Raw genomic sequence first — 24102 nt, 5'->3', positions numbered from 1 at the left:
CTTTGCGCGTTAAGCCACCCATGCCCGCTCGATTCCGATACTGAAGGTTGTGTCTGCCATGTTTGAGTCCATTCAGGGCCTGCTCGATGAGCACGCCGAGCTGCAGGTGCGGCTGTCTGATCCAGCCGTGCATACAGATCAATCCCTGGCTCGCAAACTTGGCCGACGCTATGCCGAACTCAGCGGCATCGTGGAAGCGCACACACGGTGGCAGGCCCTCGAGGATGATCTGGAGGCGGCTCGTGAGATGGCCGAGGACCCTGAATTCGCTGCCGAGATCCCTGAGCTTGAGCAGCAGTTGGCCGCTGCGCAGGAACGGCTGCGACGGCTGCTGATCCCGCGTGATCCCAACGACTCCCGCAACGTCATCATCGAGGTCAAGGGCGGTGAAGGAGGCGACGAAGCCGCGCTGTTCGCCGGCGATCTCCTCCGGATGTACACCCGGTACGCAGAATCGCGCGGCTGGAAGACCGAGCTCATTTCCGCCAATGAATCCGATCTCGGTGGATACAAGGACGTCCAGATGGCCATCAAGGGTTCATCGAATGATCCGGCCGAAGGCGTGTACGCACGGTTGAAGTTCGAGGGCGGCGTTCACCGTGTGCAGCGCGTTCCGGTCACGGAGTCCCAGGGACGTATTCACACGTCGGCAGCCGGAGTGCTGGTGCTGCCCGAGGTGGATGAGCCCGAAGAGGTCGAGATCAGCCAGAACGATCTCAAGATTGACGTCTACCGGTCGTCCGGACCCGGTGGCCAGTCAGTGAACACCACAGACTCTGCCGTGCGCATCACCCACCTTCCCACCGGCATCGTCGTTGCCATGCAGAATGAGAAGTCCCAGCTGCAGAACCGCGAGGCTGCCATGCGCGTGCTGCGTTCCCGCATCCTGGCCGCCAAGCAGGAAGAGATCGACGCCGCCAACTCGGACATCCGCAAATCCCAGGTACGCACCATGGACCGGTCGGAGCGCATCCGCACCTACAACTTCCCCGAAAACCGCATCGCTGACCACCGCACGGGCTACAAGGCGTACAACCTTGACGCCGTCATGAACGGTGAACTCGAAGCGGTCGTGCAGTCCGCCATTGAGCTGGACGAGCAGACCCGGCTCGATGCCATCGGCGACGACGCCTAGCAGCGTCGGCCACAGCATGAAGTCGCTGGCGGATGCCCTGCGTGATGCTGCGTCGACGCTGGCTGAGGCAGGTGTGCCGAGTCCGAAGGTCGACGCGGAACTTCTTGCAGCGCACCTGATGGCTGAGAGTGTCGGCCGGGTGCGTGCCCTCGCCCTGATCGGGGCTGCGGCGCCGGACGGGTACAGCGAGCTCGTTGCTGAGCGGTCGCAGCGGGTGCCGCTCCAGCACATCACGGGCGTTGCGTACTTCCGCGGTCTGGAGCTTGCGGTGGGACCCGGCGTCTTCATCCCCCGCCCGGAGACGGAGACGGTTGCCCAGCTTGCCATCACAGCGGCGCAAGGTGTCCCGGGTGCGCGCGTGGCCGACCTCGGCACAGGATCCGGCGCCATCGCAGGCTCAATTGCCCAGGAGGTGCCCGACGCGGACGTCCATGCGGTTGAACTGAGCGACCTGGCGTTGGCGTGGGCGGAGCGCAATCTCGCCCCGCTCGGTGTCACCCTGATCAGGGGCGACTATGCCAGCGCGCTTTCAGGGCAGAACGGAACGTTCGACGTCGTCGTCTCTAATCCTCCCTACATTCCTACCGATGCGGTTCCCCGCGACCCCGAAGTTGCTGAGCACGATCCGGAGATTGCGCTGTACGGAGGAAGCGCCGACGGGCTACGCCTGCCCCTCGCCGCCGCGGCTGCTGCAGCGCGACTCCTGAAGCCGGACGGCTATTTCGTGATGGAACATGCCGAGGTGCAAGCCGAAGCGCTGATGCGGATCCTGGGTGCGGACCCGTCGTGGACAACTGTCTGCACCCACCAGGACCTTTCGGAGCGGGACCGTGCAACCTCGGCAATTCGAACCAACGTGCAGTAAATGAAAGGATGGCTGGCGTGAGTGCCACCTTCGATTGCTCCGACCCGACCGACCGCAGTGAGGGAATAGCGCGCGCCCAACGCGCGCTCGCCGCAAAGCAGTGCGTGGTGATTCCCACTGACACCGTGTACGGAATCGCCGCGGATGCCTTCACGCCGCAAGCCGTTGCCACGCTGCTCGCGGCCAAGGGGCGCGGACGCAGCATGCCGCCGCCGGTCCTCATTCCACGCGTTCAGACGATGGATGGGCTCGCAACGGACATCAGCCTCGAGGCGCGTCGGCTCGCAGAGGAGTTCTGGCCCGGCGGCCTGACCCTCATCTGCCATGCCCAGCCGTCGCTCACCTGGGATCTCGGCGATACATTCGGAACAGTGGCGCTTCGCATGCCGAATGACCGCGTTGCCCTGGACCTCCTGATCCTGACGGGCCCGCTTGCCGTCTCCTCGGCAAACCGCACGGGACAACCGGCAGCTGCAACCGCGGCTGATGCCTACGCACAATTGGGAGACGCGGTTGAGGTCTACCTTGAGGACGGCGCACGTTCCGCCGACGCCGGTGCGTCCACGATCGTGGATACCACGGGGGACCTGCCCGTAGTGGTCCGCGAAGGCGTGATCTCATTCGAGGAACTGCGTGCTGTGGTTCCCGGGGTCGTGCGTGGAACGAGCGACGACGTCGACGCCGGTGCAGGCGACGAAAGCACGGACGGAGATAGGAGCGCGGAAGAAGACAGGGTCACGGAAGAAGCTGCGGGGCCGCCCGACGCGACACCCGCTGGAAGCCCGCCCCCTAACGGGGACTCCGGCGACGAGCCCCGGCCTCCTCAAGAATCGAACTGACGCGGGCAGGAAGGGCGATGCCTTGCCCGGCAACCCAGCCGGCAACCTGATCCTGGCCGAACCACATCAGCTCAACCCGCCGGATCGATCCGTGAAGACGTTCCTTCAATAGCGCGGATACCCCGTATCCCGTGCGCAGGATGAGTCGGCAGAGAAATGAAGGAAGAACCAGGGGAGTGCCGCCGGTAGCCTCAAGCACCGACCGCACGGTCATCCCTTCCCACGGCTGCAGCACGACTGACGGTACCGGGCCTTGATGCAGACCGATCGTCCGGACCAGCTCGGCGAGGGCATCGACAGAGGAGACCGGGCTGGGTGCCGTGCCGGGTGAGGCGACCGATGCCAGCGGTGAGGCGGCGAGCCGGGCCAGTGCCGTCGTCGTCGGCCGTTCAGGGCCCTGGACGGATGTGGCGCGCACCGAGACAATCTCCAGCGTGCCGAAGCGGCCAAGTCCGAGTGCCTGCTCCCCGAGCGCTTTGCTCCGTGAATAGGGGGAGAAGGGTGCGGTGTCCGGTGATTCGTCGAGGACCGGACGGTGCCCCTGCACGGCCGCACTGCTGAGGTGCACCAGCCGACGTACTCCCGCCGCGGCGCACGCGCGGGCAAGCAGCACAGGAAGCAGGGCGTTGGCGCCGGTCAGCTCCCGGGAGCCGGGGCTGCGCGGTGCGGCAGCTCCCGCCGCATTGACCACCACGGTGCAACCGGAAAGTTCCTTGGCCAGGCGATCGACGACGGCGGCCTGGCGGTCAGCCTCGGCGAACACTTCCGCCGGTGTGTCCGCTGATGCGGTAACGCGCGGTGCCCGGACCGGCCGTGCTTCCTCGCCCGCGTCGGTGAGCGCCTTGAGGACTGCGCTCCCGACGAAGCCGCTGCCTCCGACGACGGACCAGATCATGAGGCAGCGCCCGTCGCCTGGGAATTCAGCGCCGGCATCGGCAGCCAGTCTGGATCCCTTAGAACGAAGCGCGATTCGCGCCACCCGTGCCACAGGGGACCGATCCCCGAGAGCGTGCGCTCGACAGCGATCAGCCGTACCAGTTCCTTCGCTGCTGTGAGGGCTGTGCCGAGGGCAAATCCGACGCGGTTGAACTGTCCGTATTCCATCAGGTACCTCGCGAGATGCCCGCGGTTACGCATTCCGCAGTAGCGTCCCAGGTTGCTCGAATCATTCAGGTGGCGCACGCCGAGGTCGATCTGCTTCTGTGGGCGGGCCTTCCGCAGCACGAACTCGTCGATGTAGACAACGGGTTCCCGCTGGGAGATGAGCCAGCCGTACGTGGTGTCATCGCCGTTGATGAAGAACCGCGGATCAGGGAGCCCCACGGCCCGGACGACGTCCGCATGCAGAAGAACACCCTCGAAGCACGCCACATTGGTGCGGAAAACCGGAGAAGAGGCGAAGACATTGCCGGGAACCGGGAAATGCACGCCGAGGAATGCGTTGAAGCGGTGCTGCCAGAAGAAAGGCTCCCCGGTATGGTCCAGGCGCCGGCCATGCAGGCACCTGTACTTGTCGAGCCACGGGGAGAAGGCCGCCAGCGCGCCGGGCAGGGCTTCGACGTCGTCATCCATCAGCCACAGCCAGGTTGCGCCGTCAGCGACGGCCCGCTTCACGCCGGCGGAAAATCCGCCGGATCCGCCGGCATTGACTGCCAGTCGATGCACGGTCAGCGGGACCGGAAACGAGGCAGTCGCCGCTTCCAGCACCTCACCGGTGGAGTCGGTACTGGCGTTATCAACGACGACGACGGCGGCAGGCGCCGGATCGAGCCGCCCCAGCGAATCCAGCAGTCGGCTCAGATAGCCGGCGCGGTTGAACGTGGTCACCACCACGGTGACGGACGGCTGGGCACTCATCAGTCAGAATCCGAAATCCGAAGGAGGGCCGAAGCTTCGCCCACGCATTCCGGCAGCGTAGGCACGGGCCCAGGAGGCGAAGCCGCGGATATCACCGCGGCGGAGATAGTAGACCGGGTAGCCCACCACGTCCGCGACGAAGGACCGCACGCGGATGTACCGACGCGTCAGATGTCCCCGGTTCCGGAAGAAGTAGAAGCGCTTGAAGGGTGTTTCCGGAACCAGCACGTGGAGCCGGTCGCCGATCACGTGCTGGACTTCCGCCCATCCCGGCGGGTGGCTGAGCGCGACGGTGGTGACCGTGCCGAACGGTATGCCGGCGCGGCGAAGCCGAAGCATGAAGTCAGTTTCGTCGCCGCGGATGAAGAGGCGTAGATCCGGCAGTCCGACCCGGAAGAAGACATCGGTGCGGATCAGCGCGCCGTTGAAGAACTGCGCAATGTCCGGGATGAAGCCGAGGTTTTCCACCTGGTCACGGTCGTGGGTGGTGCGCCCCTGAATGCGGAAGGGGAAGGAGAGGCGGGTGGAATCGGTCGGCGCGACAATCAGCGGTACAACGACGTCCAGTTTCCTCGAGCGGGCCGCTTCCAGCAGGCTGCGCAGGACTGTGGTGTCCTCCGGGTGGGCGTCGTCGTCCATGATCCAGATCCATTCGGCGCCGCTGGCCATTGCGGAAAGAATGGCAAGGGAGAATCCGCCGGCGCCGCCCAGATTGGTGGAGGACCGGATGTAGTTGACGCGCGCGCTGGAACGTTCAGCCAGGGCAGCGACGTCCTGCGTGCCCGAGTCGACCAGTGCCACAGAGGTGATCGGATGATCCTGCCGTGCGAGCGCTTCAAGGAGTGTCTGTACATCATCCGGCCTGTCGAAAGTCACTGCCGCTACAGCCACGGTTTCCTGCAAAACGGTCCTTTCGGCCAGCCTCCGCAACGCTCAGCTCACTGCGACAGGTCACAGGGAGCGCACATCAGTCGGGCTAGTATTCTCGGGTAGGGAAAGTCTATTACACGGCCCGGACGGCCTTTTTGCGCCGGATCGAAGGGGGCGTGACGCTACGCCAACCGCCCATCCAAAGGAATCATGACACAGACGGATAACCAGAATTCCGCGGCTCGCGTGAATCGGGACGACTCCGCCGGCAGGACCGACAAGCCGGCGCTGTGGCTGTGGTCCCAATACGCCTTCGATTCGTTCGCGTGGATTGTTGCTGTCTTCCTGGCCGTGATCCTTCGCCTGGAGCTGCTGGTCACCCAGATCAACGTTCCCGGTGCAGTTGTCTTCTGCGCCGTTGCAGTGATCTCCCAGTTGGTCGTCGGCATGAGTTTTGCCCTTTACCGGGGACGCTATGCGTTCGGCAGTTTCCACGAAGCGCGCCTGCTGGTCATCGTGACGGTGATTGTCTCGGTGATCCTGCTGCTGGTAAGCATCGCTTTCATCAGCGTTATCCAGATCCCGCGCAGCGTGGCCATCATCGCATTCCCGTTCGCCTGCATCTTCATGGCATCGACCCGCTACCTGAAGCGCATGTATGTGGAGAGTAAGGCCAAACCCGGCGACGATGCTCAGCGGACCCTGATCTACGGAGCGGGCTTCCTTGGCAAGTCACTGGTGACCCGAATGATGCAGGACCGGGAGTCCCCCTACTTTCCTGTCGGCCTGATCGATGATGATCCCGCCAAGAAACACCTGCGGCTCGCCACGGTTCCGGTACTGGGCCGCCTCGAAGATCTGCCGGAGATGGCGCGTCGCACGCGTGCAACCGCCCTCGTCATTGCGTTCTCCGATGTTGAAGCGGCCCAGGTGCGGCGCGTCTCGGACCTCGTAGCGGGGCTCAACATGCGGGTGTTGGTGCTGCCTCCGCTGCGGGAGATGCTCGCCGGAGGTGGAGAGAAGGGACTCACCGATTTCCGTGAAGTGGCGGTCGAGGACCTGATCGGTCGGCGTCCGGTGGACATTCATGCCGACGAGGTGGCCGGCTACATCGCCGGCAGGCGGGTTCTGGTGACCGGTGCAGGCGGCTCCATCGGCTCGGAGCTGTGCCGCCAGCTCGCAGAATTCGGTCCGGCGGAACTCATCATGCTGGATCGGGACGAGACGGGACTGCAGACCACCCAGATCTCCCTGACAGGCAGGGGACTGCTGACGGGCAGGGACACTGTCCTTGCCGACATCCGGGAAGCGGACACGCTGCGCGCGATCTTCGTGGACCGCAAGCCTGAAGTGGTCTTCCACGCGGCGGCGCTCAAGCACGTGTCCTTGCTTGAGCAGTATCCCGAAGAGGCGTGGAAGACCAACGTCCTCGGCACGCTCAACGTGCTGCGGGCAGCTGAAGCGGCCGGTGTCAGCAACTTCGTGAACATCTCTACCGACAAGGCTGCGAATCCCACCAGCGTTCTCGGCCACTCGAAGCGCGTCGCTGAGAAACTGACGGCCTGGACAGCCGGCGCGGCGGGTGCGAGGTACGTGTCTGTCCGCTTCGGCAACGTCATCGGCAGCCGCGGATCGATGCTGCCGCTCTTCACTGAGCAGATCCGGGTGGGCGGACCGATCACCGTCACAGACCGGGAGGTGACCCGCTTCTTCATGACCATCCCTGAAGCCTGCCAGCTGGTCATCCAGGCGGGAGCAATCGGCAGCGGAGGCGAAGTCCTCATCCTCGACATGGGGGAGCCGGTCAAGATCCTGGACGTGGCCCAGCGGATGATTGCCATGTCGGGGAAAGACATCGAGATAGTCTTCACCGGCCTGCGCAAAGGCGAGAAACTGCATGAGGATCTCGTGGGCATCGACGAGGACGACGCCCGGCCCCTTCATCCCAAGATTTCGCATACCCGGGTAGCGGCGCTTGATCCGGGCATGCTCGACCTGGGTGACTGGAAGGTCAAGGGCGGCATCGAGGCCTATTCGGAGGGCATGCAACCTCCGGCCGAAAAAGGGGCCTGATCATGTTGCTCTGGGTTGTTGTCGGTTCGTCGCTGCTGCTCAGCCTGGTCCTCCCGTTTGGACTCAAGCCGATCCTGCAGAAGCTTGGTGTGCTCGACATCCCCAATGAACGCTCCTCCCACACCTCGGTGGTTATCCGTGGAGTGGGCATCACCGTCGCGGTGGGTATCGCCGTCGGGCTTGTTCTGTCCCTGCTGACGGGCCTGGTCCCGGTTGACCGTTCAGTGGTGCTCATCGTCCTGGCCATGCTCTCGGCCGCGGCCGTCCTCGGCTGGATCGAAGACTACCGGGGTCTGTCGATCCGGCTGCGTGCGCTGATCCAGTTGATGATCGGAGCGGTGGGGACCGCTGCGCTAGCGTGGACGATCGGACAATCCTACTGGTGGGTGCCCATTGGAGCACTCGCCGTGGCCGCCTATGTGAATGCGGCCAATTTCATGGACGGCATCAATGGCATCTCCGGCCTCCATGGCGTCCTTGTGGGAGTGTTCTATTCGGTGGCCGGCATGCTGGTGGGCCAGTTCTGGCTGACTGTTGCCGGACTGGTTGTCGCGGGAGCCTTCGCGGGATTCCTGCCCTGGAACCTTGGGCGGGGCTTTGTTTTCCTTGGCGACGTCGGCAGTTACCTGCTCGGCGCCTCCATTGCCGGCATGGCGGTCGCAGGCTTGCTGGCCGGCGTTTACCTTGAGTACCTGCTGTCCCCGGTACTGATCTACCTGGCGGACACCTTCATCACCTTCCTGCGGCGGATCAGGGCAGGGGACCGCTGGTACGCCTCGCACCGCGAGCATGTCTACCAGCGATTGACTGACGTCGGGCTCACCCACGTGCAGTCGGCGCTCGTGGTGACCATGTGTTCTGCACTGGTCGGCGCGGCCGGATTTGTCCTTGCCACAGCACCCGCGCCACTGGCCATTGCCTGCTCGGTGTTTGCTGCCGCCGTCGTCGCCCTGTATATCTACTCGCCGAGAATTCTCGCACGACGACGGTTGATTCCGGCTGACGGTTGAGAAAGGCAACTAAAAGCGGGATCGATTTCTATCTGCTGTAGAATTTCAGGGACCGGTCGGGCGGAGACGCCGGCCCTACCCAGCCCCTCGATGGACGGAACCCCATGAGCACACCCGACGCATCGCGCGCCAGTGTGTCCCGTGCCTCCGCGTCTGGTCCCACTGAGTCCCTGTGGCTGCGGATCCTGCTGCGTTGCCTCGCTGTCACGGGGGCGGCGCTGGTCATCACTACGGCCACCGCGTTCGCGGTGGACGGGGGAAGCGGGGCGGCGAGCGTGCTGTTCGGCTACGCCGTGGTAGCGCTCTTCTTCGCGCTGAGCCTGCTCATCGGTCATTTCGTCGGCCGGTCGAATCCAAGCGGTGCCCTCGGTATCTTCATGGTCACCTATGCCATCAAGGTCGTCGGCTTTGCCGCTGTCCTGTTTTTCATCGGCGTCCCGGCCTGGCTGGAACGCAACTGGTTCTTCGGCGCAGCCGTGGGAGCAGTGGTTCTCTGGCAGGTAGTGGAGGTCACCGTCTTTTCCAGGGCTCGCCATCAGCTGTACAACGACTATGACTCGACCGGGTCGTCCGGAGCGCAGGCAGCTGATGGGCATGCGTAAAGGCGCATCCAACGCCGGCTCGGGCTCGGGCGATGAGCGCCCAGAGGCTGACGCGCGCGGTCGCTACGGCGAAGCCGGGTACAACGATGGAATAGCTGTTTTCAGCTACATCATTGGCGGGATCATAGTCTGGAGTTTGATAGGCTGGGGGCTGGACAATCTCCTGGGGACGCGTTGGATCGTGCTCGCAGGAGGCCTCTTGGGTGCAGTGGGCGGTTTCTACCTCTCCCACAAGCACAACCTCACCCGTTCCAACTCCTCCGGTCCTGATTCAATGCCGGAGCGCAGGCGCGGTCCGGAGGAAGGTTCCCCTGAGTGATGTCCCATAACTTCATGCGTCGGAGCAGTAACGCTGTGCCCGATCCAACCACGCCCAACGATGGACACTGCAGAGAGGAAACGCGTTGATCGCGCTTGCGCTCCCCGCTCAAACCACCACTGAAGAGGGCTTTGTCCCACCCACGATCGAAGAAGCGCATCCGCCGAACATTCTTCCCTGGAATAGTGAGTATGGCGTTTGGTTCGCGCCAGGCTTCGGCAAGCAGATGCTGCTGGTCATCCTGTCGGTTATCCTCATCGGCGCATTTTTCTATATTGCCTCCCGCCGCAGTCAACTTGTTCCTGGCAAACTGCAGTTCCTTGGTGAAGCAGCGTACGGCTTCGTTCGCAACTCCATCGGCAAGGACATCATCGGCGGACGCGAGTACATGAAGTACGTCCCCTGGCTGTTCACCGCGTTCTTCTTCATCCTGGTGAACAACATCTTCGGTGCGGTTCCGCTGCTTCAGATCCCTACTTTCTCCCACCCCGGCAGTGCGTACGCGATCGCGGCCATCTTCTACATCCTTTGGATTGCCGTCGGCATCAAGAAGCATGGCCTGCGCTACTTCAAGCTCGCCGTGGTTCCCTCCGGGGTGCCGTGGTACATCATGCCGCTGGTAGTTCCGATCGAGATCATTTCGAACTTCCTGGTTCGTCCGGTCACCCACTCCCTCCGTTTGTTCGCAACCATGCTGGCAGGTCACCTCATCGTGATGCTGGCAGGCAGCGCGATCGAATTCATGACCCTGTCCGGCAACATACTCCTTCAGGGAACCGGCGTTCTGGTTCTTGGCGGCGCGGTTGCCATGTACATGCTCGAAGCTTTGATCATGGTTCTGCAGGCCTACGTTTTCACCCTGCTGGCCGCGATCTACATTGAGGGCGCGCTCCACGCGGACGCTCACTAACACGTAACAAAGTCTTCCCCGCTGGGGATGATCCCAACCAACCTGCCGCATAGCCGGCATCTTGAAAGGAAGAAAATGGAAGGCATTATCAACGGCAACATCAACCTCGTAGGCTACGGTCTCTCCGCAATCGGCGGTGGTATCGGTGTGGGCCTCGTGTTCGCCGCGTACATCAACGGTGTTGCTCGTCAGCCCGAAGCGCAGCGTGTGCTGCAGCCAATCGCATTCCTTGGCCTGGCACTGACCGAAGCCCTCGCAATCCTCGGTCTGGTCTTCGCCTTCGTTCTCTAGAAGAGTCGCTGGCTGACCAAACGGACTAGTGGTAGAAAGACGGGTGAAACAACATGGATAGCGCAGTCATACTTGCAGCTGAGAGTCCCCTCGCACCGAACCTATGGGAATTATTGGTTACGGTCGCAGGGTTCGCTGTACTGATGTACATCGTTATCAAGTTCGTCATGCCGGCGTTTGAGAAGACGTTTGCAGAGCGGACTGAAGCCATCGAGGGTGGCATCGCGAAGGCGGAGGCCGCTCAGGCCGAGGCTAATGCTGCACGCGAGGAGTACAAGCAGCAGTTGGTCGACGCTCGCACCGAGGCGAATCGCATCCGCGAGGAAGCACGTGCTGAGGGCGCACAAATCCTGGCAGAGCTCAAGGAGAAGGCTGTCGCCGAGGCGAACCGCATCTCCGCACAGGCTGAGGCACAGATCGAGGCCGACCGCCAGGCAGCTGCTGTCTCGCTGCGGGCTGACGTCGGGACCCTTGCCACTGACCTGGCCAGCCGGATCGTCGGCGAGTCCCTGGCCGATGACGCGCGTTCTGCACGTGTCGTCGATCGTTTCCTCGCTGACCTGGAGGCGCAGTCCGCTACCCAGAGCGCAGGTGCAGCCAAATAATGGCAGGCGTATCAAGCCAGTCCCTCACGGCGGCACGGCAGGAACTCGAGCCTCGGCTCGGCACAGCATCGCTGACGCTGGCTGAGGAACTGTTCGGCGTGCTGGACACACTCGATTCGAACGCCGGGCTCCGCCGCGCCGTCACTGACCCCAACCGCGACGGAGAGCAGAAAGTTGCTCTCTCCACGCGGCTGTTCGCTGGACGTATCTCGCCGGAGGCGTCAGAAGTCATTCGCGACCTCGTCGCCCGCCGCTGGGCCAAGCCCCGCGACATCGGTGATGCCCTGGAAGCGCTCGCCGCAACCGTGGCTATCGCCGTCGCCGAGAACAGGGGACAGGGAATTCACGGTCTTGAGGGACTTGAGAATGATCTTTTCTCATTCCTGAGCGTCGTTGAATCGAACCATGATCTGCAGCGTGCTCTGTCTGAACCCCAGGCAGAAGGATCCGCGAAAGTGGCCCTTGCGCTGAAGCTCGTTCCCTCGGCCGGAGATGAAGCCAGGCTTTTGATCCGTCAGGCGGTTCTGTCGCCGCGTGGCCTGAGGCCCTCGGCGTTGGCTGAACGCTTCATTGAGCTTGTTGCCCTGCGCCAGGAGCGCTGGATTGCTACCGTCAGCGTTACCCGTCCGCTGTCGGATGAGCAGCTGGCCCGGCTCCAGGCAGGGCTGAACGCGCTCTACGGGCGAGACCTCAAGGTCAATGTCAGCGTGGACCCGTCCCTCGTGGGCGGCGTTCGCGTGAAGGTGGGAGACGAAGTGGTTGACGCCACGGCACTAACCCGTCTGTCCGAACTCCGTCGAAAGATGGCCGTTTAGCTGCGGACAGGGCAACGCTGAAGCTCGCGGGCTTCGACTACAGACGAAAACAACACGGTCACCGCTTACCGGCGGTGATCACAACACAGGAGAGCAGGGACTGCAGATGGCCGAATTGACCATCAACGCCGACGACGTCCGTAATGCGTTGAACGAGTTCGCGGCGTCCTACGAACCCGGAAACGCGGAGCGGGTCGAAGTTGGCCGCGTAACATCCGCAAGTGACGGCATCGCCAGGGTAGAGGGACTTCCCTCTGTCATGGCAAACGAGCTGCTGCGCTTCGAAGACGGCACGCTGGGCCTCGCCCAGAACCTCGACACCCGTGAAATCGGTGTCGTTGTCCTCGGTGACTACACCGGTATCGAAGAAGGTCAGGAAGTACACCGGACCGGAGAGATTCTCTCCGTTCCCGTTGGCGACGCCTTCCTTGGCCGCGTGGTTGACCCCCTCGGGCAGCCGATCGACGACCTCGGTGAGATCAAGTCGGAGGCGCGTCGTGCACTCGAGCTCCAGGCACCGGGCGTAACGGAGCGCAAGTCGGTGCACGAGCCGATGCAGACCGGCCTCAAGGCCATCGACGCCATGATCCCGATCGGCCGCGGACAGCGCCAGCTCATCATCGGTGACCGCCAGACCGGCAAGACGGCCATCGCGGTGGACACCATCATCAACCAGAAGGCCAACTGGGCATCCGGAGACGTGCAGAAGCAGGTCCGCTGCATCTACGTCGCCATCGGCCAGAAGGCTTCGACGATTGCGGCCGTGCGCCAGACGCTGGAAGACAAGGGCGCGCTGGAGTACACAACCATCGTGGCGTCCCCTGCCTCGGACCCCGCCGGCTTCAAATACCTTGCTCCCTACGCAGGTTCGGCCATCGGCCAGCACTGGATGTACGGCGGCAAGCACGTTCTGATCATCTTTGATGATCTCTCCAAGCAGGCAGAGGCCTACCGCGCGGTGTCCCTGCTGCTGCGCCGTCCGCCGGGACGCGAAGCCTACCCGGGCGACGTTTTCTACCTGCACTCCCGCCTGCTGGAGCGTTGTGCAAAGCTCTCGGACGAGTTGGGCGCGGGCTCGATGACAGGTCTTCCGCTGGTCGAAACCAAGGCGAACGACGTGTCGGCCTACATTCCGACCAACGTCATCTCCATCACTGACGGTCAGATCTTCCTCCAGTCAGACCTGTTCAACGCCAACCAGCGGCCCGCCGTCGATGTTGGTGTGTCCGTGTCCCGCGTTGGCGGTGCCGCTCAGGTGAAGGCGATGAAGAAGGTTTCGGGTACGTTGAAACTCGATCTCGCCCAGTACCGCGACATGCAGGCGTTCGCCATGTTTGCTTCCGACCTGGACGCTGCCTCGCGTCAGCAGCTGACCCGCGGGGCACGCCTCATGGAGTTGCTGAAGCAGGGCCAGTATGCTCCGTTCCCCATTGAGGAACAGGTCGTCTCGATCTGGGCCGGCACCAATGGGTACCTTGACGATGTTCCGGTTGAAGACATCCGCAAGTTCGAGGCGCAGTTCCTGGAGCACCTGCGCCACAAGTCCTCAGTGCTGACAACGCTGGCGCAGACCAATCAGCTCGAAGACTCCACCGTGGATGAGCTCAAGTCCCACATCACGGACTTCAAACAGGGGTTCTTCGGCGAAGGTCATGATGGTCTTGTCGCAGGCCACGAGGAACACAGTCCCCTCGATGAGGGCGCCGTGGACCAGGAAAAGATCGTCAAGCAGAAGCGCTAACGGCGCGGGCGTTCGCGCGCACCGCGCGTGAACGCCCGATGCCTGAACCGTGGTTCCTTTCGTGGGGACTACGAAGGAAAGGACAAGTATGGGAGCCCAGATCCGGGTCTACCGCCAGAAGATCGTGTCGACGACGTCGATGCGGAAGATCTTCAAGGCGATGGAACTGATCGCCACCTCTCGCATTGGCAAGGCACGTGCCCGCGTGTCGTCGTCACTGCCCTATGCCAATGCCATCACCCGTGCGGTTTCCGCTGTGGCGTCGCAGTCCGAGATTGATCACCCACTGACCACCGAACCGGAGCAGATCCGGCGGGCGGCAGTGCTCATCATGACCTCGGACAGAGGCTTGGCGGGCTCCTACTCGGCCACTGTGCTGAAGCAGGCGGAAGCTCTCCTTGAGCTTCTCCGCGAGGAGGGTAAGGAAGTCAAGACCTATCTGATCGGCAGGAAAGCCCAGGCGTACTTTGACTTCCGCGGCCGTCCCTACGAGCAGGTCTGGACCGGCGGCACGGATGCGCCTGAGTTTGAAACCGCACGTGAGGTTGGCGGGGTGCTTCTGGAGCAGTTCGGAACCGACTTTGAGGACGGTGGTGTCGACGAGATCCATGTCGTCTACACGCGCTTCCGTTCGATGGTCACCCAGGAACCGACGGTCATTCGTCTTCTGCCGCTTGAGGTAGTGGAAGAGGAAGCAGCGAGCGAGTCGGACATCCTTCCGCTGTACGAGTACGAGCCCGAACCGGAAAGGGTTCTTGATGCGCTGCTTCCGCGGTACATCGAGTCCCGGATCTTTGCAGCGCTGCTCCAGGCGGCTGCGAGCGAACTCGCGGCACGCCAGCGTGCCATGAAGTCGGCCGGCGACAACGCCACCGATCTGATCAAGAAGTACACGCGCCTCCGCAACACCGCCCGCCAGGCGGAAATCACGCAGGAGCTTTCGGAGATCGTGGCGGGTGCGGACGCACTAAGCGCGTCCTGACCCTCGGCCTCCGCGGACCCCTCCCGGGGTTCCCAACCGCACTACCATTAGCACCACGCCATCTACTGAATGAAGTGAGAGAGATGACTGCCCAGACTGTTGAGAACAGTACGGACTCAGTTGCCCCCGGCGCGACCGGCCGCATAGCCCGTGTCATCGGCCCGGTTGTCGACGTTGAGTTCCCGGCTGACGCCATTCCCGCCATCTACAATGCGCTGACCACCGAGGTGACCCTCAACGGCGAGACGCGCACCATCACCTTCGAGACCTCGCAGCACCTGGGCGACAATCTCGTGCGTGCGATCTCCCTGCAGGCAACCGACGGCCTCGTCCGCGGCACCACCGTTCAGGACACCGGCTCTGCCATTTCGGTTCCCGTCGGGGACGTCGTGAAGGGCCATATCTTCAACGTACTGGGCAAGCCGCTCGACGTTGAGGAATCCCAGCTGGAGATCACCGAGCGCTGGCCGATTCACCGCAAGGCTCCCTCCTTCGCCTCCCTTGAGGGTTCCACCGAGATGCTGGAAACCGGTATCAAGAGCATCGACCTCCTCACCCCGTACATCAAGGGTGGAAAGATCGGACTCTTCGGCGGTGCCGGCGTGGGTAAGACGGTGCTCATCCAGGAGATGATCACCCGTGTGGCCCGCAACTTCGGTGGTACTTCGGTCTTCGCCGGCGTCGGTGAGCGTACCCGTGAAGGAAACGACCTCTGGGTCGAGATGGAAGAGGCCGGAGTCCTCAAGGACACGGCGCTTGTCTTCGGACAGATGGATGAGCCGCCGGGCACGCGCCTGAGGGTCGCACTGTCGGCACTCACCATGGCGGAGTACTTCCGCGATGTCCAGAAGCAGGACGTGCTGCTCTTCATCGACAACATCTTCCGTTTCACCCAGGCAGGCTCCGAGGTGTCGACCCTGCTGGGACGCATGCCTTCGGCAGTGGGTTACCAGCCGAACCTGGCAGACGAGATGGGCCTCCTCCAGGAGCGCATCACGTCCACCAAGGGCCACTCCATCACCTCGATGCAGGCCATCTACGTCCCGGCGGATGACTACACAGACCCCGCGCCGGCCACCACCTTCGCGCACCTCGATGCAACCACGGAGCTGTCGCGTGAAATTGCCTCGCGCGGTCTGTACCCCGCGATCGACCCGCTGACCTCCACTTCGCGGATCCTCGATCCGCAGTACATCGGTCACGATCACTACAACACCGCTGTGCGCGTCAAGCAGATTCTGCAGAAGAACAAGGAACTCCAGGACATCATCGCCATCCTCGGTGTCGATGAGCTGTCGGAAGAAGACAAGATCGTTGTGTCGCGTGCACGCCGCATCCAGCAGTTCCTCTCGCAGAACACCTACACCGCAAAGCAGTTCACCGGTGTCGAGGGCTCAACCGTGAGCATCAAGGACACGATCGAGGGCTTCAACGCCATCGCCAACGGCGATCTCGACCACATTGCTGAGCAGGCGTTCTTCAACATCGGCGGTCTGGACGACGTCGAGCGCCAGTGGGCACGGATCCAAGAGCAGAGCGGAAAGTAAGCCGCCATGGCTGAACTTGAAGTTGAGATTGTCGCGGCGGACCACTTTGTGTGGTCCGGCGCGGCGACCATGGTTAAAGCCCGCACGGCCGACGGCGAAATCGGGATCCTTCCCGGACACTCGCCAGTTCTCGCAATCCTCGCAGAAGGCGAGCTTGCCATTCAGCCGGTATCCGGCGAACGCCTCACTGTGGGTGTCGATGGCGGATTCTTCTCCGTGGATAGCAACCGCGTGGTGATTGTTGCCGACAATGCCAGGATCGGCGGCTCAGTGACCGCAGACGCAAAGTAGCAGTTGGGCTGATGGACGGCATCGGTATCACGTTCATCACGCTCGCGGTGCTCTTTGCCCTGGTAGTTCTTATGATCGGCGCCTTCTGTCTGCGCCGCTTTCAGCTGCGCACAGCGCTGGGAACGTTCGACGCCTCCATTCGCCTCCCGAGTAAGGGCTGGCGGATGGGGGTTTGTCGTTATACGGATAAGCACCTGGAGTGGTTACGGCTGGTCTCGCTGAGCCCACGGCCGAGGCACCGGTACGTGCGCAGCTCCCTCGAACTGAAAGGCTGGCGTCAGCCCACTGAGGTGGAAAAGGCACGTATTCAACCGGGAGCGATAGTGGTAACGCTGAGTTACGAGGGGACAGATGTTCTCTTGGCGATGAAGTTCGATGTCTACGCCGGATTGTCCTCCTGGTTGGAAGCCGGTCCTGTGATAGGCATCGGCACCTGGCGCTGACGCAGGCACTCCGGCGGCGGGCAGTGCTTAAATAGTTTGGGCCCCCGCACAAGTGGGGGCCCAAACTATGTGCGTGAGCTTGAGTTACAGTGCGGTGACGCCTGTAGCCTGGGGGCCCTTGGCTCCCTGGCCGATCTCGAACTGCACGCGCTGATTCTCATCAAGGCTCCGGAATCCGCCGGTCTGGATCTCGGAGTAGTGAACAAAGACGTCGCCCTCGGAGTCGTCCGGCGTGATGAAGCCGAAGCCCTTTTCAGCGTTGAACCACTTGACGGTTCCCTGTGCCATTTATATTTCTCCTCTTAATGGAACATATTTCTGAATCGACACACTGTATGCCGACCGCGAGTTACTTCGCGTGAATTCCACCGAGGACAAGAAAGACCCTGCACCTACGACAAGCTTCACGCTCGCAACCTGTCTTGCGAGCATGAAAACCACGTACACAAAGACTGAAATAAGCATCACATAGCCGTATGTGCAGGTCAACGGACATTCCGACGATTAAACCGATTGTTAAGCGGGAATTCGAATATCCGGAAGTTCAGGATTGCGGTAACCGGTCCAAACCGTCACAGCAGGCCAACAGATGCGGGCTGCGGTCAGAACAGACGTGAATCCGCGTCGTCGACACCGCGCATTGCATCGTAGTCAAGTGTCAGGCAATCGATTCCGCGGTCCTGCGCCAGCACCCGCGCCTGGGGCTTGATTTGCTGTGCTGCGAAAACACCTTTGACCGGAGCCATCAGCGGGTTGCGGTTCAGCAGCTCAAGGTACCGGGTAAGTTGTTCGACGCCGTCAATGTCGCCGCGGCGTTTCAGTTCAATGGCCACCGTGCGGCCTTGACCGTCCCGGGCCAGAATGTCCACCGGACCGATCGCGGTCATGTACTCGCGGCGGATGAGTGAGTAGCCCTCGCCCAGCAGACTGATCTGCTCCGCGAGCAGCCGCTGCAGGTCGGCTTCCACACCGTCCTTGATCAAACCGGGGTCAACGCCGAGATCATGCGAACTTTCGTGCAGCAGCTCATGGATGCTGATGACCAGGCGGTCGTCGCTCTTGGCATGCTGGACGTTCCAGGTTTCGGTGACCCCCAGTTCGGCGTCGTCGGCCGCCGGCTCGACGATCCTGAGGGTGGCCGGCGGGCTCATCCAGTTGAGCGGCTTATAGGAGCCGCCGTCGGAATGGACCAGAACCGAGCCGTCCGCCTTGACCATGAGCAGCCTGGTGGCGAGGGGAAGGTGGGCGCGGAGGCGTCCGATGTAATCGACGGAGCAGCGGGCAATGACTAAACGCACCCTTGGCACAATACCTGCCCCGCGACGGTTTCCCGTTCACTGCGCCCCCGGTGCAGACTTGATCCATGCCCCGTTCCAACCAGCCGAGGAAGTCGCGCGCCCAGCCGCGCCGCAAATGGTCCGAGGCCCCTGAACTGGATCTGGAGCGCGCACGGGCGGGCATTCCCACTAGGGAATCGGGTCGTGACGGTGTCTGGTCGGTCCGGCGGATCACCGAGCAGAATGCCGCCAAGCACTATCTGTGCCCCGGGTGCCACCGGGACATTCCGCCCGGCGTCGCCCATCTCGTTGCCTGGCAGGAAGACTCATTGCTCGGTTCGGAAACTGCGCTGGCCGACCGGCGGCACTGGCACCTGGCGTGCTGGCGTACCCGCCGGTCGGGGTAAGTAGACTGAACCAGATGACCAGCTCAGAACCCGCGTACCAGTTCTCCGAAAGCTCCGAACCCGCTGAAATCAGGGCGGGCACGGTCCTGCCTGCCATCCGCCGCGACATTGAACTGACGACGGCGGACGGCAAGACCCTGGTGGGCGAGTTCGCCGCACCCGAGGGCAGAGCTCCGGCAGCGACGCTGGTGACGCTGCATCCCCTTCCGACTGCGGGCGGTTTCATGGACTCACATGTCTACCGCAAAGCCTCATTCCGGCTCCCGGCGCTGGCGGACATCGCGGTCCTCCGGTTCAACACCCGCGGCACCTGCTCACCGCGCGGTTGCAGCGACGGAGAATTCGACGGCGGCGGACTGGAGCAGCATGATCTCCAGGCGGCGGTGCAGTGGGTCGTCAACGAGGGGTTGACCAACGTCTGGCTGGTGGGCTGGAGCTTCGGCACCGAGCTGTGCCTGAAATACGGGGCGAGGGAGCCGGTTGCCGAGTACATCGAGGGCGCCGTCCTGCTCTCCCCGCCGCTGCATCGCGCCACGGATGCGGATCTCGACTCCTGGGCGGAAGCGGAGCTTCCCCTGCACGTACTGGTACCCGAGCACGATGACTACCTCCAGCCGCCGGAAGCGGCTGAGCGCTTCGCCCGGGTGCCGCAGGCGCGGGTGACCGGCGTGGACGGCGCCAAGCACCTGTGGGTGGGGGAAAAGTACGTGAGCCGCGTGCTGGAGGAGGTTGCCGCCGTCGTGCTGGGTAAGCCTGTTGCCCTGGCAACCGAATGGAACGGCTTCACGGCGCGTGCCGACTAGCGTGCCCCGCTACCGCTACCGCAATTGCTGCTACTGATTGTCCTGGCGGGCGATGAAAACTTCCTTCAGAAGCAGCATCACACCGGCCGCGAGCGGAATGGCGATGAGCGCGCCGAGCACTCCGAGCAGGCTCCCGCCCGCGATCACCGCGATGACGGCGATCGCGCCGGGTACCGCCACCGCCTTCTGCATGATGCGCGGAGAGATGAAGTAGGCCTCCACCTGAAGATAGGCCACATACAGCACTGCGAACAGCGCAGCGGTCTGCCACCCGACGGTGAGTGCCACCAGACTGACGACGGCGGCGGCAATCACCGCGCCGACCAACGGTATGAATGCCAGCATTGCCACCACGAATGCGAGCAGGACCGAGAATGGAACATCAGCAATGGTCATGAAAATGAAGGCGAAGGTCGCGTTCAGGAGGGCCACGCAGGCCTGGCCGATGACGTAGTTACCCACACTGCGTGTGATCTCCTCGGCGAGCCGCTCGACGCGGGGCCGGCGCGAGCGGGGAGCGAGCCGGTAGGCCCATTTCTTCATCGCCGGCAGCGAAGCGAGGAAATACAGCGTGAGCACCAGAATCACGAGAACGCCGAACAGGCTGTTGATGATGACCGTGCCCACGCCCAGAACGCCGCCGAAGATGCCGCCGACTGCCTCGGAGTTGGCGAAGAACCTGTTGATCTCCTCGGTCACGCGTTCGCGTACCTCGAACTGCTGGTCAATCGTCTGGAAGAAGTCCGACGCAAGGAACTCCCGCGCGTAACCGGGCGCACGCTCCACCAGCTGGGTGGTCTGCGAAACGATCGTCGGGATCAGGACGGCGAAGAAACCGACGATGATGCCGACAAGCATCACCAGGGCCAGCGTAATGCCGGCGGGGCGGGGTACGTTCCGGTTTTCGAGCCAACGAACGATGGGGTCCAGCCCGAGCGCGATGAAGAGCGCTGCGCCGATCCAGACAAGAAGCTGACCGACATTGGTGATCATGAAGTAGGCCAGCAGCGCAAGCCCCGCGCCCACACTGGCCATGAAGCCGAAGTGGATTGGATGCTGGCGCATCGATCGCGGTGGTGGGCCACCGAACTTGAGGCGGTCGTCGCTGATGGCGACGGACTCGTCCACCGGGACATCCTCGCCGCGTTCGGGCGGGAACTCGAACCTGGGCCGGGGCTGCGCCATCGGCACCATATGCCGCAGGCGTGCCATGGCGAAACCCAGTCCCCGCCGGCGCACCTCGACGCGCGGTGCAGGTTCGTCCACGCGGGGAGCCTCCGGCGCGGAGTTCACTGATGACGCCGGGCGAGGCAGCGGCTCGCTGATCGGCACGTCCTCGGGTTCACTCACGTGTGTCCGCTTTCATTTGCGTGGTGGCGCGGGCAGCGCCGGATGCATGACTAGCGAAACAGTAACAGGAGCGGCGGGCCCTCCGCGGGAAACTCCCGGGCGGTTCCGCCCGTTGTCAAGAGGGTCCTTCAAGGTGTGCCGGCGGCCGGCGGGTCCGGACGGGGCATCTTCGTTACCATGGGATCTAGTCCGATTCCTGAGGTAGCCCCAGGCTTGACTCAATCCAACGTTAGGTTTCTCGCGTGCGCTTTCCTCTTGCTGCTCCCATCATGGTGATCGGTGCGCTCCTCGTGGTGCTGGGTGTCGGCCAGCTCACCTGGTGGGCACCGTCGGAGACAGCCACGGTCAGCGTTCCTGCAGATGTACGCAGCGGACCTGTCACGGTGATCGATGCCGGAGCCAAGGCGGCGGACGCTTCAGAGATGGACATCACGGTCCAGTCGGAGGGCACATTCACCCTTGCGGTCGGCAGGGCGTCCGACGTCGATGCCTGGGTGGCGGATGCGGCGCACCTGACGGTCACCGGCGTGGAAGAGGACCGGTTGCTCACCGAGTTCACGGAGGGCGAGGAGACGGTTCCCAACCCTTCCGGCGCCGATCTGTGGACGAGCGAGGAGACCGCTGACGGTACGTTGACCCACCGCTGGCTGGACCCGGGGGAGGGCGAGTGGTCCATCCTGATCGCCGCCGACGGAGAGAATGCTGCGCCGACTGCTGTGTCAATCACCAGCCCCAACGACACCGCGACCCCATGGGCGGTTCCGCTGATCATTCTCGGTGCGCTGCTGCTGGTGCTCGGGATCGCGCTCGCCTTCATCAAGCCGCGCAAGACCCGGCGTGCACCTGCACCTGTCGGATCCCGGGCCTACGCACGGCAACAGAACCGCGGGCGGAACCCAGGGAACGCTTTCGCGGCGCACCCGGTGCGTCCGTTGGCTGCACTGGGCCTGGCCGCCGCGCTCGGCTTGACCGGAACGGCGGCGGGTACTGCTTCGGAATCCGAAACCGCAACGCCGGGCGGGTCAGCGTCGCCGGAAGAATCAGAGCCGCCCGCTGAAGCGGAGGATACGCAGTACCCGGTTCTCCTCGAGAGCCAATTGGACCGTATCCTTGCCGCAGTGGCCACCTCGGTGTCAGAGGCCGACGCCGCTGCTGACGCAACGCTTCTTGAACAGCGTGTTGCAGGTGCTGCCGCAGCCCTGAGAACCGCAAACTACTCCGTCCGTTCCCAGGCGGACGACGTGCCGGCTCCCACCCCTGTGGCCGCGGACCCGGTTCTCGCGAGTATGATTCCCACCGGCAACGACTGGCCGCGCACCGTCGTCGCGCTGACGCAGGGCGAGTCCAATCCGGTGCCGCAGGCACTCGTGCTGGTTCAGGAGGATCCCCGATCCAACTACAGGCTCACCTCCTCCATCCAGATGCTTCCGGGCACTACTTTCCCCACGGCCGGATCGCCGGAGGGACTTCAGGAGATACCTGTCGACGGCGGAGAGGACCTCGTTGCCTCTCCGCAGGACGCGGTTGCTGCAATCGCCGATTACCTGACCAGCCCGGACGGCGGCAACGAGGCCACATTCGAACCGAACTCCTTCGCGGATGCGATCACCTCTTTCCAGACCGATGTTGTTGCCGATGCCGATAATGATTCGGCAGAGATCACCTTCACCCATGAGCCGGTTGCCGAGCACACCAGGGCGATTTCCGCCGGTGACGGGGGAGCGATGGTCTTCGGATACCTTGAACACACCTACAGCAGCGTGCCGGAAGGGCCAGGCGACTCGATCGCTTTGGACGGAACTGTCTACGAGACACTCACCGGCGAGGAAACCACGGAGGACGGCATCGATGTCCGCTACGGCGAGGCCGTGATGATGTACGTCCCGGCTGTGGGCAGTGATCAGAAGATTACGGTGATCGGCGCCGCCCAGCAGCTGCTGTCCGCTGAACTGCGCTGATGACCTTTCCATTCCGTCGGGCGTGAGTTGCCCGTGGATGTTGACCCAGTAATAAGGTGAAAACATGACCATTCCGAATATCCCGGGCGGCCCTGCGCCGTCGTCCATGAACTTGCGCGGCGCCGTCGATCTCTCCGCGTTGAAAGCCCGATCGCAGGCGGCGGGCGGAGCGGCCGGAAGCCAGGGCGGTCCGGCCCCCGAAGGCCCGGATGCCGGCGGTGTGCCGGCAGGCGGCAGCCCGTACATTGTCGATGTCACCGAGCAGGTTTTCCCGCAACTGGTTCAGCTGTCCGCGCAGGTGCCGGTGATTGTTGCGATCGGCGCGTCCTGGAGTGAGCAGTCGGCGCAGGTCCTCACCGTCCTTGAGGCTCTTGCAGTGGAACAGGCGGGCCGAATCCTGGTTGCCCGCGTGGATTTCGATGCGCAGCCGGGGATTGCGCAGGCCTTTCAGGCGCAGGGCGTCCCCACTGTCGTTGGTGTCCTCAAAGGGCAGCCCGTACCCCTGTTCGAGGGGCCGCTCGCGGAACCGCAGATCCGCACCTACGTGGAGGAACTGCTCAAGGTCGCACAGGCCAACGGCGTGAGCGGTTCGCTGAACGACGCGCCGGGCGGCGATCCGGCGGCTAGCGGGGAACCGGCCGAGGAACCGCTGCCACCGCTGCATCAGGAGGCGTTCGACGCCATCGAAGCAGGCGACTACACAGCGGCCGCCGCAGCGTACCGCAAGGCGCTTGCCGAACAGCCGGCCGACGCCGATGCAAAGTCAGGGCTCGCACAGGTGCAGCTCATGCAGCGGCTTCAGGACGCGGATGCCGCCGCTGTCCGCGCAGGAGCGGCGGAGGCCCCCGATTCCCTCGAGGCGCAGCTCGCTGTTGCGGACCTCGACCTGTCGGGCGGGCACGTGGAAGATGCGTTCGCGCGACTGACTAACTTCATTGCCCGGAGCGCCGGTGAGGACCGGGAGTCCGCTCGGGTTCGCCTCCTCGAGCTGTTCGACATCGTGGGTCCTGCCGACCCGCGGGTGAACAAGGCGCGGAGTGCACTGGCGAGGGCATTGTTCTGATCCCAGCTCCCATCAGCGCCGGGGGTTCCGGTTTTTAGTCCTTTCGGAT

At 63.4% G+C, this 24102-nt stretch carries 26 protein-coding genes; 20 read left to right on the top strand and 6 right to left on the bottom strand.

Annotated elements, in window-relative coordinates:
* Window positions 1–58: 58 nt before the first annotated feature.
* From prfA to JOD47_RS01050, 3 genes are read left to right on the top strand one after another with little or no spacing between them, the layout of a single operon-like run.
* Window positions 59–1135, top strand: a complete 1077-nt coding sequence (prfA, locus tag JOD47_RS01060; RefSeq protein ID WP_204531196.1) for a peptide chain release factor 1 — start codon at window positions 59–61, stop codon at window positions 1133–1135.
* Between the two features lie 16 nt (window positions 1136–1151).
* Window positions 1152–2000 (top strand): peptide chain release factor N(5)-glutamine methyltransferase, encoded by an 849-nt coding sequence (gene prmC / locus JOD47_RS01055; protein ID WP_204531195.1) that lies wholly within the window; start codon window positions 1152–1154, stop codon window positions 1998–2000.
* A 17-nt stretch (window positions 2001–2017) separates the two neighbouring features.
* Window positions 2018–2839, top strand: a complete 822-nt coding sequence (locus tag JOD47_RS01050) for an L-threonylcarbamoyladenylate synthase (RefSeq protein ID WP_204531192.1) — start codon at window positions 2018–2020, stop codon at window positions 2837–2839.
* Here JOD47_RS01050 and JOD47_RS01045 read toward each other — a convergent pair.
* Genes JOD47_RS01045 through JOD47_RS01035 form a run of 3 tightly spaced genes read right to left on the bottom strand, consistent with a single transcriptional unit; the run spans window position 2790 to window position 5599 of the window.
* On the bottom strand, window positions 2790–3734 hold the full coding sequence (locus JOD47_RS01045) for an NAD-dependent epimerase/dehydratase family protein (RefSeq protein ID WP_204531190.1): 945 nt from the start codon (window positions 3732–3734) through the stop codon (window positions 2790–2792). The genes JOD47_RS01050 and JOD47_RS01045 overlap by 50 nt on opposite strands.
* Window positions 3731–4696: a glycosyltransferase gene (locus JOD47_RS01040; RefSeq protein WP_204531188.1), complete on the bottom strand. Its 966-nt coding sequence runs from the start codon at window positions 4694–4696 to the stop codon at window positions 3731–3733. Before JOD47_RS01040 ends, JOD47_RS01045 begins: the two co-directional genes overlap by 4 nt.
* Before the next feature lie 3 nt (window positions 4697–4699).
* Window positions 4700–5599, bottom strand: coding sequence for a glycosyltransferase (locus JOD47_RS01035; protein ID WP_204531185.1), 900 nt, complete (start codon window positions 5597–5599; stop codon window positions 4700–4702).
* A gap of 177 nt (window positions 5600–5776) precedes the next feature.
* On the opposite strand from JOD47_RS01035, the gene JOD47_RS01030 reads away from it, so the two are divergent.
* The 13 genes from JOD47_RS01030 to JOD47_RS00970 all read left to right on the top strand — a co-directional run bounded on the left by JOD47_RS01030 (window position 5777) and on the right by JOD47_RS00970 (window position 17195).
* Entirely contained in the window at window positions 5777–7639 is a 1863-nt protein-coding gene (locus JOD47_RS01030; protein ID WP_204531183.1) for a polysaccharide biosynthesis protein, read from the top strand.
* A gap of 2 nt (window positions 7640–7641) precedes the next feature.
* Window positions 7642–8649: an MraY family glycosyltransferase gene (locus JOD47_RS01025; protein WP_204531181.1), complete on the top strand. Its 1008-nt coding sequence runs from the start codon at window positions 7642–7644 to the stop codon at window positions 8647–8649.
* Between the two features lie 104 nt (window positions 8650–8753).
* On the top strand, window positions 8754–9251 hold the full coding sequence (locus tag JOD47_RS01020) for a Cg1360 family ATP-synthase-associated protein (RefSeq protein ID WP_204531179.1): 498 nt from the start codon (window positions 8754–8756) through the stop codon (window positions 9249–9251).
* Complete coding sequence (locus tag JOD47_RS01015) at window positions 9238–9570, top strand: hypothetical protein (protein WP_239547963.1); 333 nt, start codon at window positions 9238–9240, stop codon at window positions 9568–9570. Before JOD47_RS01020 ends, JOD47_RS01015 begins: the two co-directional genes overlap by 14 nt.
* Before the next feature lie 85 nt (window positions 9571–9655).
* Window positions 9656–10480 (top strand): F0F1 ATP synthase subunit A, encoded by an 825-nt coding sequence (atpB, locus tag JOD47_RS01010; RefSeq protein WP_204531177.1) that lies wholly within the window; start codon window positions 9656–9658, stop codon window positions 10478–10480.
* A gap of 75 nt (window positions 10481–10555) precedes the next feature.
* Entirely contained in the window at window positions 10556–10771 is a 216-nt protein-coding gene (atpE, locus tag JOD47_RS01005) for an ATP synthase F0 subunit C (protein ID WP_204531175.1), read from the top strand.
* A gap of 53 nt (window positions 10772–10824) precedes the next feature.
* Entirely contained in the window at window positions 10825–11376 is a 552-nt protein-coding gene (locus JOD47_RS01000) for a F0F1 ATP synthase subunit B (RefSeq protein WP_204531172.1), read from the top strand.
* A complete protein-coding gene (locus JOD47_RS00995) occupies window positions 11376–12191 on the top strand; it encodes a F0F1 ATP synthase subunit delta (protein WP_204531170.1) in 816 nt (271 codons plus the stop codon). Before JOD47_RS01000 ends, JOD47_RS00995 begins: the two co-directional genes overlap by 1 nt.
* Window positions 12192–12297: 106 nt before the next feature.
* Window positions 12298–13932, top strand: a complete 1635-nt coding sequence (gene atpA, locus JOD47_RS00990; protein ID WP_204531168.1) for a F0F1 ATP synthase subunit alpha — start codon at window positions 12298–12300, stop codon at window positions 13930–13932.
* Between the two features lie 88 nt (window positions 13933–14020).
* Entirely contained in the window at window positions 14021–14914 is an 894-nt protein-coding gene (locus tag JOD47_RS00985) for a F0F1 ATP synthase subunit gamma (protein ID WP_204531166.1), read from the top strand.
* 83 nt (window positions 14915–14997) lie between these two features.
* A complete protein-coding gene (gene atpD / locus JOD47_RS00980; RefSeq protein ID WP_204531164.1) occupies window positions 14998–16461 on the top strand; it encodes a F0F1 ATP synthase subunit beta in 1464 nt (487 codons plus the stop codon).
* 6 nt (window positions 16462–16467) lie between these two features.
* On the top strand, window positions 16468–16752 hold the full coding sequence (locus JOD47_RS00975; RefSeq protein WP_204531162.1) for a F0F1 ATP synthase subunit epsilon: 285 nt from the start codon (window positions 16468–16470) through the stop codon (window positions 16750–16752).
* 11 nt (window positions 16753–16763) lie between these two features.
* Window positions 16764–17195 (top strand): DUF2550 domain-containing protein, encoded by a 432-nt coding sequence (locus tag JOD47_RS00970; RefSeq protein ID WP_204531160.1) that lies wholly within the window; start codon window positions 16764–16766, stop codon window positions 17193–17195.
* A gap of 84 nt (window positions 17196–17279) precedes the next feature.
* On the opposite strand, the gene JOD47_RS00965 is transcribed toward JOD47_RS00970, so the two are convergent.
* On the bottom strand, window positions 17280–17483 hold the full coding sequence (locus JOD47_RS00965; protein WP_056548105.1) for a cold-shock protein: 204 nt from the start codon (window positions 17481–17483) through the stop codon (window positions 17280–17282).
* Between the two features lie 314 nt (window positions 17484–17797).
* Window positions 17798–18493, bottom strand: coding sequence for an endonuclease NucS (gene nucS, locus JOD47_RS00960; RefSeq protein WP_204531157.1), 696 nt, complete (start codon window positions 18491–18493; stop codon window positions 17798–17800).
* Window positions 18494–18558: 65 nt separating this feature from the next.
* Between nucS and JOD47_RS00955 the strand changes: the two genes are divergently transcribed.
* Both JOD47_RS00955 and JOD47_RS00950 read left to right on the top strand, forming a co-directional pair.
* Entirely contained in the window at window positions 18559–18879 is a 321-nt protein-coding gene (locus JOD47_RS00955; protein WP_204531155.1) for an Rv1322 family protein, read from the top strand.
* A gap of 14 nt (window positions 18880–18893) precedes the next feature.
* Complete coding sequence (locus JOD47_RS00950; RefSeq protein WP_204531153.1) at window positions 18894–19682, top strand: alpha/beta hydrolase; 789 nt, start codon at window positions 18894–18896, stop codon at window positions 19680–19682.
* 30 nt (window positions 19683–19712) lie between these two features.
* Here the strand turns inward: JOD47_RS00950 and JOD47_RS00945 are convergent, their stop codons facing one another.
* Window positions 19713–21032, bottom strand: a complete 1320-nt coding sequence (locus JOD47_RS00945; protein WP_372432776.1) for an AI-2E family transporter — start codon at window positions 21030–21032, stop codon at window positions 19713–19715.
* Between the two features lie 242 nt (window positions 21033–21274).
* On the opposite strand from JOD47_RS00945, the gene JOD47_RS00940 reads away from it, so the two are divergent.
* Both JOD47_RS00940 and JOD47_RS00935 read left to right on the top strand, forming a co-directional pair.
* The gene (locus tag JOD47_RS00940) at window positions 21275–22990 is read left to right on the top strand and encodes a DUF8094 domain-containing protein (protein ID WP_204531151.1); all 1716 of its coding nucleotides are present in this window, start codon (window positions 21275–21277) and stop codon (window positions 22988–22990) included.
* Between the two features lie 64 nt (window positions 22991–23054).
* Window positions 23055–24053 (top strand): tetratricopeptide repeat protein, encoded by a 999-nt coding sequence (locus JOD47_RS00935; protein ID WP_204531149.1) that lies wholly within the window; start codon window positions 23055–23057, stop codon window positions 24051–24053.
* The last annotated feature ends 49 nt before the right edge of the window (window positions 24054–24102 follow it).

Source organism: Arthrobacter tumbae (assembly GCF_016907495.1).
GTDB classification, from domain to species: Bacteria; Actinomycetota; Actinomycetes; order Actinomycetales; family Micrococcaceae; genus Arthrobacter_D; species Arthrobacter_D tumbae.
This window is presented reverse-complemented; position numbering and strand designations above follow the sequence as displayed.